Source organism: Geotalea toluenoxydans JCM 15764 (assembly GCF_001311985.1).
Taxonomy (GTDB): Bacteria; Desulfobacterota; Desulfuromonadia; order Geobacterales; family Geobacteraceae; genus Geotalea; species Geotalea toluenoxydans.
Genome location: NZ_BBCJ01000048.1, coordinates 1 through 14,847, shown reverse-complemented (window position 1 = coordinate 14,847; position 14,847 = coordinate 1). Strand labels below are relative to the sequence as shown.

Sequence of the window (14,847 nt, the reverse complement as noted above, 5' to 3'; positions counted from 1 at the left end):
CAAGTTCGCCGTGGCTCCTGCCCAGTGGGGTGCTACTCTGGGTTGCAATGGCTGTCATCCAACCCTCTCCGGCGCCCATGGCAAGCATACCAGTGGCCTCCTGAGCAGCGTCACCTTCTACGCTTACACGTCAAACAAGTCCACCGGCTCCGACTCTATCGGCGGATATCAATTCGGTTGTGCCAACTGTCACCCAATTACCACTGCCAGTCATGGGGATGGCAACATCGATGTTGATGTAAGACAGCTTGCGACAGTTAGTGGCGGCAGCAGCTTAAAGGCTAAAAACGGTGCAACAGCTACCTATAATGCAGGTACTGGCTGCGATCTGGTCTACTGTCACAGCGATGGTAAAAATCCGATGGTTGTCAACGGTAACGGCCATGCTCCAGTTTGGACTGCTACTCTAACTGCCTCCGAACGCTGCGCCAAGTGCCATGGCAACTCACCAGCTGATACCACCCACCAGGCTCATGTAAGTGGCGGAATTCATGCTGACAATGTCTTCAACGGCACAAGCGGATTACTTCCTGCCGGCTCCACAGGCTCCGTGAGCCATGGCATCGCCGGCCAGCAAACTACAATCAACTGTAACATCTGTCACAGTGGAACAGTTACCTCAGCACGCAATGCTGCAAACAGCGCCTGTGTCTCCTGCCACGGCGGAGATGCATCGCCTGTCTACGGCTCCATTGCCGACCTGAGCAACCACGTCAACGGCAATGTCAATGTTTCCTTTGCCGATACGACAATTTACTCCAAGGCACAGTTGAGGCCTACCAGCTTCGCCGGATATACCAGCGGTACCACGGGATGGGTTCGCAACGGCGACAACTACAAAAATGGTGCTGCAGCCTTTGACTACTCTAAAAACAAGCTGGCAGCCCAGGCAACCTGGACCGCAGGTCCTGCTGGGCAAAGCTCCTGTTCCAACGTCGTTTGTCATAACATGAAGGCAGGCCAGCCAGCTGTAAAATGGAGTGATACCCTCTCATGCGATAGCTGCCACACCAGCCTGTAACAAATACCTCAGTTGTTATTCCAGCCGGTCCATCTGTAAGAGATGGGCCGGTTTTTTTTTGCACCATTCACTCTTTCAGCTTGCTGCCTGAGTGTCTGCAATAATCTGTAATAAGTTTCACAAAACGACCAAAACTCCGGAAATTCTAACCGCACGGGCAACACAGCCGAAGGCCAAAAGACCCCGAAATTATCCGACAACTGCCAAACTTTCTTGTACTGGCCTTGAAATGAGGATTAAAGGGAGGGCAAAGGAATTCTTGAGATGATTAGCGATGATTAGCCGTGAGGACGGCAGGACTTCGGAGCGAGTTTAAGCTACCAGTCGAAAATAATCAGAAGCAGAGAAGAGGAGTGCTGACCAAGAAACAGTGACAACCGAGCTGGTGGAAGATGTGGGTTTAAGATGATCAAAGCACCTGATTATCGGGCATCAGACTGGATAACATCGAAATCTGTCTGATCCAACCTACATCGGGCTTGAACGGCATCCCGTTTTTTGGGTCTGTACCGGCCATGCCGATTGCCAAAATAATATAATCGCGCCCTTGGGGCATAATCGGTCGTGGCCCCCATTGCAGGAATATGACTCGATTGTCTTTGCTGTAAAGGGGCACCCTTTCTTTTTCTTCTGCAAATTGCCCTTCTTTATTGGAAAAGTAGACAAGGTTCGGTTTGTTGTCCCCTATCCACTCAATGAAATTGGCCAGACCCGAAAATCTATTCTGTTCGCCGAGGATAACCGGATTACCAATATCGTACATGCCGGCGTATGAATATTGCTGAGGATCTAAAGCTCCTTCAAAGTTAAAAAGTCTCCCCCTGGCCCAGCCAACATTGCCGCCTGAGCTGCCGAATTGTCCTACCCAGCTCGTCGCCATAAACATAATAGTAGTAGGCAGGGTCATTTCCGATGTTGCTTATCTTCATCATCAAGATGAAATAATTTTCGCCGGCCCGAAAAATTGCATATCGATCAATGCGCAGGGTTGTTGTGCCGAAAGGAAATTGGTGACTGCTGCGAATGATGAGTTTTTTGCTGTCGCTGAACAGAACCTTGCTGTTCAAGAATTGCCAGGTCGAAGGATCATGCTTTTCCTCCGCTGAGGAAGCTATGGTTTCATTGGCATTACACCAAAGATGGTGCCATTGTTTGCCGTCGAAATGGGCCATGCCTGTGGCACTCATGGTGAGTTGCGCATTGTCATGCTTGGAGTAGGGCAGACCGCCACCGAGAAAAAGACCTTTCGGAATTTCCCCCTGGCTGTCTCGGAATCGGCTGAAACAGGTCAAAAGCTGGGTGCCGTCTTCCCTGTAATTAAATATGTAGCCGCTGCCATTCCTTTCATTCCAGCTGTAGGAGAGATGGGAGTGGTTTGGTTTGTGGCTGTGTTCGTAACGGAACAGGTCCATAATCGGGTCAAGTTCGAACTTTGCCAACAGCCGATTTTCTTCACCCAGCAGCAGGTCGCCTTTCAGGTCGAACAACCGCCCCCTGTCGCATCTGAGGAGATAAAGGCCGTGCAGGTCGTCCGAAAAATCAAAATGTCCGGCAGCATATATGAAAATGACAGTAATTACTGTAATCACGGTAGCAGCCATCAGCTTTATCTGTTTTACCCAGGTGAGAAGAGGCGAAAGTAAAGAGTAAAGTTTCATGATTTAGAGGTCCTTCCGTCGGGCGAACTGCTAGACAGGAATAAAGGTACTGTCTTTTAGATAAAGGGTACACACTCACTGGAACCAATCTCATTAGATTTTAAATGAGCACGCAATTCCATTCAACAGGAATATGAACAAAGAGTGTTAATTTTTCTCTTACGGACATAACACGGCAGGCACATATAAATATAGGTCGGGGAAACGCAGAAGGGAGTTTGACGCAGGAATGGTTGAAGCTCTATTTGCCTGATCCAGGCAGCAGTCAGACCTTCACAAGAGTATAACTTCTTGTGCCGATATTCAGCTTTTGAGCATGTTCAAGCTGTATCTCCCAATCGATCTCGGGATGAACGCCGCGAAATTTGTCCTCCCCAGGTTCAAAGCCGGTCTGAAGGGCGGTGTTCACATTGCCGGGCGCCCCATTTACCAGGTCGGCACAAGCCTGGTCAAGAGCTACAGGATCGGTGGATGCGCAGATGCCTATGTCGTTGACAATGGGCGCATCAGCATGACCATAGCAGTCGCATGAAGGTGATACCTGGGTGATGAAATTAAGGTAGATATTCTTGTCTTCCTTGCCGAGAACTGCGCCCTTTGCATGTTCGCACATCTTTTTCAAGATCAGCTCCGAGGCTTCGTTCCACTGGATATTTACCGCTTGCTGCAGGCAGGCGGTGACACAACGTCCGCAGCCAACGCATTCTTCCTGATTGATGGCGGCCTTTCCTTCGATTATGGCAATGGCATCATGGGCACAGGATTTCAGGCAGGCACCACAGCCCGTACAGAATTCCTCAGCTATTTTGGGAGCAACAGTTGAATGCTGAACAAGTTTTCCGTTACGGCTGGAGCAGCCCATGCCGAGGTTTTTTAAGGCGCCGCCAAACCCTGTCAGGTCGTGGCATTTAAAATGGGAGACGGTTACCATGACGTCGGCTTCAACAATTTCCCGGCCTATGCTGACACTTTTCAGAATTTCACCATCGATTGCAATATCGATCGCGGAATGTCCACGCAGGCCATCGCACATGATAAGCGGGGCATTGACAACAGCAAAGGCAAAACCGTTTTCGACTGCGCAGGTAAGAGCAGAGACAGCTTCTTTCCGCTCACCTGGGTACAGCGTGGACGAGTCGGTCAGAAACGGCTGGCCGCCATTGGCTTTTATTTCATCGACAATCCTTCGGATGAAGACGGGACGGATAAAGGTGTGGTTTCCCCGCTCACCAAAATGGAGCTTTACTGCCACCAGATTGCCGGTTGAGATGCGATCTTTAATGCGACACTTGTTGAGCAGAGTGCTGATTTTGTCAAAAAGACTATGGCCGCGGCGGCCCGCATATCAGTGAAAAAAACAGGGCATTTCATGGGGTTTAACCTCGTTAAAGTATATAAATCAGGTGGCGTGATTGTGTATTTAACATATAAATAAAGGCTTTTCAACGGTTCGGACGGTATCAGGAGAAAGTTTTTCTTGCGGTTGGCGCAAAATGTGCTATTACATTAGAAAATTATACTGGCTGCGAGGAATTACATGAAAGAATGCTCTGAGCGCGAACTCTGGATTTTAGGCTTGGGTGAAAATCGGGAAGAGGAGCGCTGATCTGCAGTTACCTTGCTGAAGCCGGTTACTGGGCGAGAACAGCCTCTCTATCCGAGCTTTCAACCTGTAAGCCGCTTGGCATACTGCTGGATATCTCCCCCTATGCCAAAGACGGCTGGGGGATTCTGCTGGAGATCAAAAACAATCCGGAGACCCGCGATATACCGGTGCTTCCTCTCTATCTCAGTGAAGAAGGAAAAGTGGGTGAAGTTTTTCCTGTCGCCGGTTTTTTTACCCTGCCCATTGATCCCGAATACGTAATGGAGCGGTTGGCGGTATTCGGACTCATCGACGATATAGAGGATTACGATCTGCAGGTCCTTGTCATTTCCCGCAAAGGGAGGAACAGGTGGCAAAGACACTGCAAAACCTTGGCTTTGAAGCTGTTAATGCATATACGGGCAAGGAAGGTGTAGCGGTCGCCACCATCAGCCACCCTTATCTGATTTTCAGCACTCTCATGCTGCAGGACATGGGTGCCTTTGAAATTCTTGAGCGCTTTCGTCTCTATCCGCAGACACGCAACATCCCATTTTTCATCCTCCTGAAAGACAACATGAAGGCTGGGGAGCGAACTGCCATGAGCCGCCAGGTAGACCACCTGGTGAGGAAAAAGGTACTTTCAAAAGAGGAATTTCTCAGCTATCTGCGCAAGAAGATGTAAATCGCACTCAGCAGAATTTTTGGAGAGTGGCGCAGCAATTGCTCCGCTCTTTTTTTTGCCAGTGCCAAACCGGCTATTGTTCCTCAACCACTTTCCAGGTTAGATCAGGGTTGTAAGCTTTCATTGCCCTGGCGATCCGTGTTGTCTCCGGGCCGAGGTTTTTCTGGTAAACCCGGCCTCGCTGATTGACGATGAAGGTCATGATGCCGGATACTCCCCATCGAGCGGGATAGGCAATTAAAGCGTGTCCTGCAACCATGTTGCCGTTGATGATATAGCTGAACCTGCCGCCGGGGGCGCTGGCCCCTTGTTGCTTCAAGATGTGGAAGTAATAACCGTTGATCGGCCTTGAACCGTTTTCGTCTTTTGCCCGTTCCTGCATATACCTTTTTCTTTGGCCTTGGCTATGAGCGGCCCCAGCGGGCTCTCCTTGGAACCGGGCAGTGTCGGCCAGTATAGCCCGTCATGCCTTCCTTGGGAGCTGATAAGGCGCTGAGCATATTTGGGAATCTGCACTCCATCAGGTTCAGGCATATTGTAGTACTCCCGCTGTGCTTCCACATAGGCCAGGCAAGCATTGATGGCCAGCAGTTCATTCCGTCCGATTCGACGATTGAGGATCTCATCACGCCCTGCTTTTGTGTCAAAGAGCCAACCATTCCCCTTGCGGATTACCGGCACGGGGAACGGCCATTTTTCTTTGCCTATCCTCAGTATAGCCCTGGAATCCCCTTCCATGGCCAATTCGGTGCCTTCTTTGAGATGCTGGGAAAAATGCCCGAACTCCTCAGATCGCTGGACCGGGTCTCCAGGGTCAAGGTCCTGATAACCTGAACCGAACATTTTTTTCAGCTCTTGAAAATTTCTCGAATCAACTGCAGATGTCAGTCTTTCCCTCGCCTCTTCGGGTGAGGTGAATATCTGCTGGTCGTAATCCTTCTCCAGGGCGCGAATTTGCAGGGGAAAGAGCAGCAACAACAGCATTATTGGCACAGCAAGCATTGCCGGGTGCTTGGTTGTAAAAGAAGTTTTGGGCATGGCAGGATCCTTTCCAGAAGTAGCAAGTGCGATGAAAACTGTAATAGACGGTTACCGCTGTCTTGCCGGGCGCGAGCCGCCGGGAACGCCACCAGGAATCTGGGGGGCAGATCTTGTGGACGGGGCAGGAGCTGGTGGCGCCTGCCGAATGGTCGGCGCAGGCGCAGAGCGTGTTGTCCCGATGCCCGGCACTGCTGAAGGTTGCCCGGTTGTCAGTGGCTGCCTGTTCAGCTGATGAACACTGTCGCGGCTCATCCTGCCTCGCTGGCGGTAGGTCTTTAATTCACGGTCACTGCCATAGCCCCCGAAACCTGAGTAGGGTTTCGACACCTCTCCTTGGGACAGGCGGCCGCGGTCAGGACTCCTTCTTTCAATAGTTCCGGGAGAAGCCGGCCTTGGTGCAGTAGTAGCAGGAGGTGCAACCCTGGTACGCCTTTGCGGCACATTTGCGGGCGCGCCGGGTCGTCTTCCCTGCTCCCTCCGCAATTCTACATTCCTGCGTAGCTCATTGCGAAACCTGATGGTGTCGTGCTGAACGACCCGGCGGTTTATATGGATATCACGGTGCCGGCTGTTTATGTAGGTGCGGTTACGGGTATTTATGAATGGCCGGGCCCGGTTTATCCATCCCCTCCCGCGCCAGCCATGGTAGAAGATGCGGTGTCTGTGCCAGTCGCAATCCCTGTTCAGCCAAGCCCCAATGCCGAAACCGATGCCGAAGGAAATGAACCCGTAGGAAGGGTAGAATCCTTCCACATATACGGCGACAGGATCATACTGGGGAACATAGATGACCTCAGCTTCAGCAGGGATGATCCTGATGACCTGGCCTTCCACTATTACCTGTTGCTGGGAAGTAGAAACGAGACTTCCGGCTGCTTTAGCATCGGCACGGAGTTGCTGAATGGTATCCATGACCTCCTGCTCCTGATTGACGAAGGCCTGACCGAGAGAAACCGTCCATTCGTACCTGTTGTCCATCATGAACAGTACAGTCGGATAATGGGCAACAGCCTTGACACTCACGTCCCATGGCTGAAGGTCAATCCGTGCCGATTTCCCATACTGCCGGACGTACCGCGCCGCTTCGTCGATCTGGTCGATGAAGGTTGCAGCAGGCAGGATTTGGGCAATCAGAGGGTCAGGATAAAGGGCAATGGGTGCCAGCAGGTCATCCAGTTCTTCAGTAGTGAACAGATCGTCACCCGCGTCGTATGCTTGGTCGGCTGAATATTCATCAGCCCCGGCTGGGGTGAAAATCAAGGAAAGCAGTGTGACAAAAAGGACAATGGTAATTGATTTCATGATTATCCCCGCAAGGGTAAGGTAGCGCAGAGCAGCTTGCTGTTAGTGTATCAGAATCTGATGGGGCATCAAGGGAGGGGCATGGGCCGGAAGCAAACGAAAATAGGAGCATTCAAATTTTATTTTTTAGGAGTCATTTCCTGCCTGATGCCCCATCTGGACAGCTGGAGCAGGACTTCATTTGCCAGGTGCCCAATCTGGGCAGAGACAGCAGGGGAGAGTTCGGTTCCCAGTCCGGTAAAAGCAGGTTGTATGCCGCATAAGACAATTTCCGCAGGTAAGGAGCCAAGGAGCTCGGCGACAGTGAGCAGGTCCTTCAGTTCAATCTGGTGAGGCGAAACTTTGGTACCGTTGGCAAGGGGAATTTCATTGCCGGAAAGCAGCACCAGTGTCCCTGGTGTTTTGCCGGTATCAACGGCATCCACTAAAATCAGCGCTCAACTCCTTCCAGTTTCGGCAGCAGATCGATCCCCATGGTGCCGCCGTCAAGCAGAATAACTTCTGAAGGGAAAATATAAAGGGACTGAAGAAGCTGAATGACTTTTGCTCCGACACCGTCGTCGGACATGATTGGATTTCCTATGCCGAGCACTAGAATAGACAGAATACGTTCCTCCTGCGTCAGATTTTTAATCTCGACCCGCTATTGCTCCAGTGGAAGTTTTCCCTCATATCTTCACTGTCTTGTACAGGAAATTTTTGAACTTGAAGAAGCGGCGCCGCTCTTCTTCATCATTATTGATATCCCCCTCAACTGCTTTCAGATAACGGGCAAGCTGCGGCATGCCTTTGCCTGCGGCCGTCTTGGATTTTTCGATAACCTGTTTCACCACATCCCGAGAAATGAGATTCTGGGAATATGGTTCATAGACGCTGTCCAAAAATCCTCTTCATGGGCGATCTTGGATAGAATCTCGTCGGTCACCTCTACTGTGAGTTTGGTGGTGGCCTGGGTCGTCACTTCGCGCATACCATCGGTGATGGCCCTGCGAATATCGGCTGCGCCAAGGGATTGTCCGGTCCTGAAGAAGAGGGCACGGAGAAGGATGCTTCTCAGCTCCCTGATGTTGCCCTTGTAGTTATGCTTGACCAGCACCTGTTTTGCCTCTTCGGTGAGGAAAGGGGCATCGTCCCTCGGCTCATCCTTGCCCCGGTAGGTGCGGTAGAGCTTGCCCAGGAAGTGGATTGCCAAGTCTGGGATATCCTCCCGCCGTTCATTCAGGGACGGAACCCGTACCGAAAGCTCTGACAACCGGTGGTAGAGATCCTCGCGGAAATTCCCCCGGCTGATCTCTTCCTGAAGGTTCTTGTTCGTGGCTGCCACCACCAGAACCCTGCTGAACCGTTCCTGGTTGTCTCCCAGACGGACGAATCCGCCATTATCCAGGAAACGCAGGAGCTGGACCTGGGTCTTCAGATCGGCATCCCCGATTTCATCCAGGAAGACGATGCCCCCCCCGGTCTCTTCCAGGATGCCCTTGCGGTCGCTGTAGGCCCCGGTGAAGGCGCCTTTTTTGTGGCCAAACAGTTCGGAATAGGTCAATTCACCGCTGTAGGCGGCAATGTTGGTCTTCTTCACCGGCAGCTCGCCAGCCGGATCGATTTCCTGGCGATAGAGTTCGTTGAGCTTGTTGTACAGGTTGTTGAAGAAAAATTCCTTGCCGGCTCCGGTCTGGCCGAGGACCAGGATGGAGGGGAGGCCGATTGTTGCTTCCTGCAGGACGTTCTTGCTCCAGAGGGCAATACGGTTAAAGATCGGCCTGAGACGGTGTTGATGAACTCGACTATCTCCTGGGATTTGCGGCTGTTGCCGATGATGTTGCCCAGCCGGTACGATGAAACCTGCGGGTCCTTGTAGGCCACATCGCTCTGCAGCCTGGTCACTTCATTCTGCAGCCGTTCGATTCGCTGAATATCCGAAATGTGATGGGAGGTAAGGCGGTCGATAATCTGCAGAATCCGCTTATGTTCCTCAGTGAAATAGGCCGACTTCAAGGAATTCAGGCAGATGACGGCTGTCAGTTCTTCGCCGCTGATAATCGGCACGGCAATTTCACTTTTGATCAGGTCGCTCATGGAGCGGTGAAAGCCGCCGCTACGCTGTTCGTCTTCGATATGGGCGATGATCTTGGGTTGCTTCGACCAGGCCACGTAACCGGTCAAACTGCGCTCCTCGGGTGGGAGCTCAGATCCCCCGATCTTGAAGGGGGGGATATATTTCTTCAGCCATTCCTTGTTCTTTGCTCCGATGATGTTGCCTTCTTCATCTTCCACAACCAGCCAGCGCTCACCTTCCCGTTCTTCGACGATGGCGATGCTGCCCGTATCGGCGCCGATCAGTTCCGTAGCCTTGGAAAGGACCTTGGTCAGGAACGGCTGCAGTTCCTCATTCCGCTCCTGGAGAAGGTCGGTAATCTCCGCCAGGACACGGATCTCAAGATGCTCGCTGCCGATTTCATTGATGACGCTTTCCACCATTTCCGCGTGGGTCTGGAGCAGACCCATTTCAAACTCGGAAAAACGGTAAAGATCACGGGTGAAATAATTAACCAGGCAGATCAGTCGCCGCGTTTCCGGATCGAAACGCGGGACCACATAGAGGGAACGAAGCGCCATCTGCTCGGTGAGGGCTCGCTTCTGCAAGCTGTATTGGGTAAGGTCGGCAAAGAAGATCGGGCGCAGCAAACGGTCATCGGTAATAACCCCGCTATCATTCACAAATTTGGAGATAAGAGACTTTCCCTTCTCCAGATCTATGGCCCCCTGTTCATCATAGAGGGCCTTGAGGCCGGGTTCTTCGGAGTGGCTGGCGAGAATTGCCAATGCCCCGTCCCCGTTCACACCGGACACGGGAATTAGAACTGAAGCGAGCGAGAGCCGGTCGATCAGCCGCACTGCCGATCTTACCATGAATGCGGCGGTTTCCCGTTTTTTGTACTCTTCGACGCTGCGGGCGAGCAGTAGCTGCTGGTGATACTTTCTGGCAGAATCGAGCCGGTTGCCGATCACGGCCTGAAAATCGCCAAGGACTGCTTTGCCGCGAGCACTGACTATCTCGCCCGGGCTCTGCCTGTCGATGCAGATTACGCCGATGGATTTGCCTGGCTGGTCAGGGGAACAAGGTAGCTGGCCGAGATATCGAACTTTTCGGCGAAGCCCTTGTCGAGGCTAAGACCCGTGGCCTTGGCATTGCGGAATTCGGCAGGATACTGGGAGACGAAGACACTGGAAACCATGGCATCGCGGGAGATGATGGGGAAAGTGACCTCCCGGATTTCACTGCTGAAGGGACCTGAAGCGTAGGCGCAGGCAAGGGCACCCTTGGTCAGATCTTCCAGGTAGATGCGAACCGTCTCCTGTCCGGACATAAGGCGAAAGCCTTCTGCTGCAGCATGGAGCATCTCATCCAGATTCTCCTTGCCGAAGCCGGAGATCTTTTCACCAAGCTTGGTCAGCCTTAATACTAATGATTCCATGAATACCTCTGAGTAGGAAAAATACACAGATGGGTACTCTAGATAAAAAAGGAGGGGGAGTCAAGCGCGATAAGGGGGGAGTTATGGAAGGCAGGCGGGCTGTAACGGTAACCGGGGATGACTGCCGGCCTGTTTTCAGTTCAGTCCTTTTCTGATCTGGTACAGCTCTTCCATGTTCAGGTCGTTCAGCTCGTAGTATTCCCGCTCCAACTCTTCCACATAGAAGCGGTCAAGGCCGGAGTTTTCCAGGAAGTCTTCCCGCAGGGAAATGTCTTTCTGGGAGATGATGGTGGGCAGCAGGTTGTGCAGATAGATGGCCTCTTTCTTGATGGCAAGGATGGTCTCGTCGAACAGCCTGTCGGGAATTTGACCGTCAAGCAGCTTTTTATGGTGGAGCTCTTCGCACACTTCCCGCTTCAGTGCATCCTGATCGGCTTTAGTCGCATATTTGGAGTAGAAGTTGCGTATTCTCTCCCGCACATGCTCCAGCAAGGTAATGAATATTCTCTCTTCTTCGTCGATCTTGAGCAGTTGATCCAGAAGCGCCGCTATGGAAAGGCGGTTCTCTTCAATAAGGTTCAGTCCCTTGATCAGGTTGAGACCTTTTTCCGGCCGTAGGCGCCAAGATACTTGTTTTCGAAAATGCCGGCAAGGAAAAGGCTGGCGAACAGGTCCGGGGCCAAGCCATCAAACTCGCTCTTGTTGCCCAGAAGGCTTCTTATCATATCTTCGGTTACCCGCACATTTTCCATGAAGGCCAGTTGATTGATGATGGATGACGTGGCATCGTAACGGTCGAAATAGGTTATGATATGGGAAAAGCCCTCCAGAAGCTGGATGTCGGCGCCATCGCGGATTTTCTCGTCGCAGACTTTGCTGGCGTCAAGGAGGATTTCCTCGAAGGTGTGATCGCGATTCTCGGCAGCTTGCTTCTTGGCGAAGAGCAGCTTTAAGAGGTCGTCGCGATCAATGGCATTCTCAATCTGCCGTTCGCTGAGGAACATCCCTTCGAGAATCTGTCGGGTTTCGGAAATGTAATTGTTCTCTTCCAGGTCAATCAATTTCTTGTCCTTTTTCAGCATTTCATCCAAGGTGTAGAAAAGGGCGCCGGGTATCTTGTTGCGGACGGAAAGAGTTTTCAGCCTGGTCAGACGCGCATTTTCCAGCTTGTTGATTTCACCTTTGCGATTGCAGGCGATGAGGATATTTTTGTATTCATCGACGATCCTCTTGTTGTCGGGATGTTTGTACATGATGTCGATGCGGATCCGCTCCTGCTGATAGCGGTCGATTGAGAACTGATCAGCCAGAGCGGACAGTCCGGCGAAATCCTCGTCGGCGATCTTCTTGTTCTTGAAGTAGAGGGATTTGAAGAAGTTGCTGTATTTCTCATGTTTCTTGTTGATGAGCTTGAAGAGGAAGAGCTGGGCCTTGGGGTCGTTCAGGAGGTCGAACATCTCCGAGATGATGCCGTTGTCATTTTCCTCCCAGACGGAAACGGATCTCTTCAGGGCTTTGCCCAGTCGCCTGACGATGATTTCCTGCTGCTTTTCCAGTGAACCCTGGGTTACTTCGGAATTGATGCAGAAGAAATAGTTGCAGACAGCATTGCCGTCAAAAAAGATTTTTTCATAGCTTTGGCTGCCGTCGGTGCGGTCACTGAATTTCAGGGTGCCGGCCTTGTTGTCGTAACGTGTGCCGTACATGACAAGGCGATTGATGACGTCTCCCTTGGCCAGGTCGGCAATGGCTGATCGACGCCGAACATGTATTCGCAGAACGAGCCGCCGTTGCCGTAGTGGCTTATGGATTCCGTGCCGATAATGAATTCGCTGCCGGGGCAGAAGAAGCGGAGATTTTTTCCATCTCCCTGGTCGGTATTGAAAAAGAAACGGTTGTGCGCATCGTTTCCCGCCACAATGGCATAATATTCAATATGTTTATCGATGAAGCCATGGAGGCGAATATCGTTATGCATCAAATTCCTTCCGTTCCCAAGGATTGCGTAATATTAGCCTAATGAAGCCTTCATTGCAAGTTAGCTTCTCGGGATTAGAGAGCAAAAGACATGCATCATATGCGAATTCCACGCCGCTGGGCAGTTTTGCCCCGTCAGAGTAAGAAACTTCATGGGTAAGATGGGTAAGGATAGCATGCTCAGGCCGGAGGTCTTCCACCACCTTCAGTGCTCCTTCAATATTGTAATGGTTGGGGTGGGGTGTGTAGCGAAGAGCATCTAGTATCAGCAACCTGAGACCGGCAAGTTTTGCCCGTGAGGTGTCGGGTATGGAGCTGCAGTCGGTCAGGTAGGCCACGTCGTCAAAACGATAACCGGTGGTCGGCATGTGGCCATGCATGAGTGGAATGGGTTCCACCCGGCAGCCGAACAAGTCCATGGGGCCGCTGATGATATTCTGCTCCATGAGCGGTGCATAGCCGGCGGCTTCCATGCCCTTGAAGATATATGAGAAATTTCTGGCGATGACCTTCATGGATTCTTCGCTTCCATAGCAGGGTATGATCCTTTTATGGATAAAATGGAAGCCGCGAAGATCATCAATGCCGTGGATGTGATCGGCATGGGAGTGGGTGAAGAGTACGGCGTCGATGTGGGGAATATGCTCTCTGATTACCTGCTTTCTCAGATCGGTGGAGGTGTCGACAAGAATGTATTTGCCACTGTTTTCTATGATGATTGAAGCGCGGGTCCGTTTGTCCCGGCGATCACCTGAGGCGCAGACGGGGCAATGGCAGCCGACCATGGGCACGCCAGTGGAGGTGCCGGAGCCGAGAATCGTTAATTTCATAGCAGGTCCCTTGGAATGCCTATTAAATAGCATGTTTTGGCCGATGCAGGCAAGGGGTTTGTCCGGGTTCATGGCAGCAATGACTTGCAATAAATCAAAAGGAAAAGTACATATTAAGTGCAGCCTGAACCTCCGGAGCGGATCCTGCCGGTGGCACTCGTTTCTTTGAAAGGCCTGATGCATGAAGGTAGGCATTATCACTCCCCATTACTATCCGCTCATGCGCGGCAACGCCGTGACCGTGCGCCGCATTGAGAAAAACCTTGCAAATGCCGGAGTCGAGGTAGCCGTTTATTCACTGGAGCCATGGCTGTCGAAGAGATCGGCAGTGAGGTCGATGCTGCAAGACCAGAATTGATCCACGCTTCCATGGCCATAGCGGCGGCAGAGTGGCTTACCGGCTCAAGGAGCAGTACGGCATTCCCTATGTCATCACTCTTACGGGTACCGATATCTATGAAGCGATCATTGACCACCGCCGGGAAGAAACCTTCCGCGCCCTCAATGGGGCTGCTGGACTGGTCGTATTCCACGAAAGCGTAAGAGACCGGCTGCTGAACCATCTTCCCCAATTGGAGGCCAGCACCGTCGTTATACCCCAAGGGGTGGAACTGCCTGAGGAACCCTGCCGTCGAGCCAGAGAATTCCCCTTTTCATCCGACAGCTTCAGCTTTCTCCTGCCGGCGGGCCTGCGTCCCGTAAAGAACGTGCTTTTCCCCCTCGGGCCGCTGGCGGCACTGCATGACCAATATCCACGCATTCGCCTGATCCTGGCCGGGCCGGTCCTTGATCCTGCCTATGCCGCACAGGTCATGGACTCCCTTAAAGGTACCCGTTCGCCCATTACCTTGGCGGAATCGGCCATGATGAAATGGGCTGCCTGTACAATAAGGCTGAGGTGGTGCTGAATACTTCGATCTTTGAGGGTGGAATGGCCAACAGCATCCTGGAGGCTCTTGCCTATGGCAAGGCGGTGCTGGCTGCCGACATCGAGGGGAACCGTTCGCTCATTGCCGATGGAAAAACCGGTTTTCTTTACCAGAACGAGCGTCAGTTTTTGCAGAAGGCGGAGCAGCTTGTCTGTCGGCCCGACATGCGTGCAGCATTCGGGGCGGCAGGGCGGAAGTTGGTAAGGGAACGGTTTGCCCCGGAAAAGGAAATTGCAGGCTATCTGCGGCTCTATCAGGGGGTGTTGAGGGAAGGGTGAAGGGTGAAGGGTGAAGGGTGAAGGGTGAAGGGTGAAGGGTGAAGGGTGAAGGGTGAGGGGTGAGG

The 14,847-nt window shown here is 52.1% G+C and carries 12 protein-coding genes and 4 pseudogenes; 5 read left to right on the top strand and 11 right to left on the bottom strand.

The annotated features are described in order from the left end of the window. A partial coding sequence (locus tag JCM15764_RS20185; RefSeq protein WP_243689506.1) for a CxxxxCH/CxxCH domain c-type cytochrome occupies positions 1-1,021 on the top strand: 1,021 nt, incomplete at its 5' end. Positions 1,022-1,430: 409 nt separating this feature from the next. Here the strand turns inward: JCM15764_RS20185 and JCM15764_RS25465 are convergent. From JCM15764_RS25465 to JCM15764_RS30505, 4 genes and pseudogenes are all read right to left on the bottom strand, one after another. Further along, positions 1,431-1,784 carry a hypothetical protein gene (locus JCM15764_RS25465; protein WP_243689505.1) on the bottom strand — a complete coding sequence of 118 codons (354 nt, stop codon included), beginning with the start codon at positions 1,782-1,784 and terminating at the stop codon, positions 1,431-1,433. A gap of 43 nt (positions 1,785-1,827) precedes the next feature. Beyond that, positions 1,828-2,679, bottom strand: coding sequence for a hypothetical protein (locus JCM15764_RS20180; RefSeq protein WP_243689504.1), 852 nt, complete (start codon positions 2,677-2,679; stop codon positions 1,828-1,830). A 265-nt stretch (positions 2,680-2,944) separates the two neighbouring features. Then, positions 2,945-4,050 (bottom strand): annotated as a pseudogene (locus tag JCM15764_RS20175) (DUF362 domain-containing protein). Between the two features lie 294 nt (positions 4,051-4,344). Continuing rightward, positions 4,345-4,641 (bottom strand): hypothetical protein, encoded by a 297-nt coding sequence (locus JCM15764_RS30505; RefSeq protein ID WP_439645362.1) that lies wholly within the window; start codon positions 4,639-4,641, stop codon positions 4,345-4,347. Between JCM15764_RS30505 and JCM15764_RS30500 the strand changes: the two genes are divergently transcribed. Beyond that, positions 4,635-4,949: a PleD family two-component system response regulator gene (locus tag JCM15764_RS30500; RefSeq protein ID WP_439645361.1), complete on the top strand. Its 315-nt coding sequence runs from the start codon at positions 4,635-4,637 to the stop codon at positions 4,947-4,949. The genes JCM15764_RS30505 and JCM15764_RS30500 overlap by 7 nt on opposite strands. A 73-nt stretch (positions 4,950-5,022) precedes the next feature. On the opposite strand, the pseudogene JCM15764_RS20165 reads toward JCM15764_RS30500, so the two are convergent. The 7 genes and pseudogenes from JCM15764_RS20165 to JCM15764_RS20140 form a co-directional block, all read right to left on the bottom strand. Then, positions 5,023-5,933 (bottom strand): annotated as a pseudogene (locus JCM15764_RS20165) (DUF2950 domain-containing protein). A 105-nt stretch (positions 5,934-6,038) separates the two neighbouring features. Further along, positions 6,039-7,292 (bottom strand): DUF3300 domain-containing protein, encoded by a 1,254-nt coding sequence (locus tag JCM15764_RS20160; protein ID WP_054698702.1) that lies wholly within the window; start codon positions 7,290-7,292, stop codon positions 6,039-6,041. A gap of 119 nt (positions 7,293-7,411) precedes the next feature. Further along, a complete protein-coding gene (locus JCM15764_RS28990) occupies positions 7,412-7,717 on the bottom strand; it encodes a hydrogenase maturation protease (RefSeq protein ID WP_369412395.1) in 306 nt (101 codons plus the stop codon). A 5-nt stretch (positions 7,718-7,722) separates the two neighbouring features. Further along, positions 7,723-7,860, bottom strand: coding sequence for a hypothetical protein (locus JCM15764_RS28985; protein ID WP_369412394.1), 138 nt, complete (start codon positions 7,858-7,860; stop codon positions 7,723-7,725). A gap of 100 nt (positions 7,861-7,960) precedes the next feature. Then, positions 7,961-10,768, bottom strand: a pseudogene (locus JCM15764_RS20150) (GPMC system transcriptional regulator). 135 nt (positions 10,769-10,903) lie between these two features. Then, positions 10,904-12,746, bottom strand: a pseudogene (locus JCM15764_RS20145) (TIGR04442 family protein). Beyond that, positions 12,739-13,575, bottom strand: a complete 837-nt coding sequence (locus JCM15764_RS20140; RefSeq protein ID WP_243689503.1) for a GPMC system MBL fold metallohydrolase — start codon at positions 13,573-13,575, stop codon at positions 12,739-12,741. The pseudogene JCM15764_RS20145 and the gene JCM15764_RS20140 overlap by 8 nt, the downstream one beginning before the upstream one ends. Before the next feature lie 181 nt (positions 13,576-13,756). On the opposite strand from JCM15764_RS20140, the gene JCM15764_RS25460 reads away from it, so the two are divergent. Genes JCM15764_RS25460 through JCM15764_RS25450 form a run of 3 tightly spaced genes read left to right on the top strand, consistent with a single transcriptional unit; the run spans position 13,757 to position 14,782 of the window. After that, a complete protein-coding gene (locus JCM15764_RS25460; protein ID WP_243689502.1) occupies positions 13,757-13,933 on the top strand; it encodes a hypothetical protein in 177 nt (58 codons plus the stop codon). A gap of 31 nt (positions 13,934-13,964) precedes the next feature. Next, positions 13,965-14,483: a hypothetical protein gene (locus JCM15764_RS25455; protein WP_243689501.1), complete on the top strand. Its 519-nt coding sequence runs from the start codon at positions 13,965-13,967 to the stop codon at positions 14,481-14,483. Then, positions 14,447-14,782: a glycosyltransferase gene (locus JCM15764_RS25450; RefSeq protein ID WP_243689500.1), complete on the top strand. Its 336-nt coding sequence runs from the start codon at positions 14,447-14,449 to the stop codon at positions 14,780-14,782. Before JCM15764_RS25455 ends, JCM15764_RS25450 begins: the two co-directional genes overlap by 37 nt. Positions 14,783-14,847 lie beyond the last annotated feature (65 nt).

Coding starts and splice junctions, on each gene's coding strand:
- JCM15764_RS20160 (WP_054698702.1), bottom strand. CDS start 7,292: ATGAAATCAATTACCATTGTCCTTTTTGTCACACTGCTTTCCTTGATT.
- JCM15764_RS25465 (WP_243689505.1), bottom strand. CDS start 1,784: ATGTACGATATTGGTAATCCGGTTATCCTCGGCGAACAGAATAGATTT.
- JCM15764_RS20180 (WP_243689504.1), bottom strand. CDS start 2,679: ATGAAACTTTACTCTTTACTTTCGCCTCTTCTCACCTGGGTAAAACAG.
- JCM15764_RS25460 (WP_243689502.1), top strand. CDS start 13,757: ATGAAGGTAGGCATTATCACTCCCCATTACTATCCGCTCATGCGCGGC.
- JCM15764_RS28985 (WP_369412394.1), bottom strand. CDS start 7,860: ATGTCCGACGACGGTGTCGGAGCAAAAGTCATTCAGCTTCTTCAGTCC.
- JCM15764_RS20140 (WP_243689503.1), bottom strand. CDS start 13,575: ATGAAATTAACGATTCTCGGCTCCGGCACCTCCACTGGCGTGCCCATG.
- JCM15764_RS25450 (WP_243689500.1), top strand. CDS start 14,447: ATGGGCTGCCTGTACAATAAGGCTGAGGTGGTGCTGAATACTTCGATC.